The 835-nt window shown below is 46.5% G+C and carries 2 pseudogenes; both read left to right on the forward strand.

Annotation, left to right across the window (positions count from 1 at the left end):
- A pseudogene (locus AC1DVH_RS32020) lies at positions 1-522 on the forward strand (glycosyltransferase); the annotation flags it as partial.
- An 83-nt stretch (positions 523-605) separates the two neighbouring features.
- Positions 606-835 (forward strand): annotated as a pseudogene (locus AC1DVH_RS32025) (2OG-Fe(II) oxygenase); the annotation flags it as partial.

Raw genomic sequence — 835 nt, forward strand, 5'->3', positions numbered from 1 at the left:
GATTATTTATTCTTGATGCACACTGATACGTTTGTTTTCGATAAAAATGTTTTTCCGATGATGCTGAATAAATGTTTAAAAAACCCGAACGTCGTGGCCGTCGGTTGTGTTGAGCAATTAAACCGCGGTGCCACCAGAACTTTTTGGCGTTTTAGCTCGCGACTATTCAAACATCATTTCCGGCGTCTGAAAATCTCGATGGGATTGCGCTCCAGAGAGCCAAAACCGTACAAAGAAGTCTACTTGAAAAGTTTCTGCACCTTGTGGAACTGCAAACTTATCAAACAGCACGACTTGCATTTTTCGATGGATGACCGTGTACCAGGCTATACTCTCCAAGACCGCATGACCGAGCTTGGCTATGTCGTTGAAATGTTATCGCCGCGTAAAATCTTCAGTTATCTGGATCACATTCAGGCCGGCACTGTCGCAGCGGCTGGTGGCTATGACAAGACTCATAGACGAACCAAAATGTACAACAACATCCTTAAGCGTCTGAACAAGGACGACAAAAAAAATTAAGCTACGAATAGACGCAACGAGCCGTGAGCTCAACGCTGTTTGACGTCACCTATCAGTCTTTATATCAAGTTATTGGAGCGGTAATGGCCCCCATCACTCAAGCACTACCTATCACCCTGTCCCCGGAGCTTGATTTCGACCAAAACGCCGCCAGCGCCTTTGGTGAGTCATTGACCAGTCGCTATACTCAGGCTACGCCATTTCCGCACATCGTCATCGACAACTTCTTGCACGAAGACCTGATTGCAAGTATCTGTTCGCACTTCCCAACCGAGCCAACCAACAACGAAATGCTCTACGAGCGAGGCTATAA

The organism is Pseudomonas sp. P4_C3 (genome assembly GCF_056402075.1).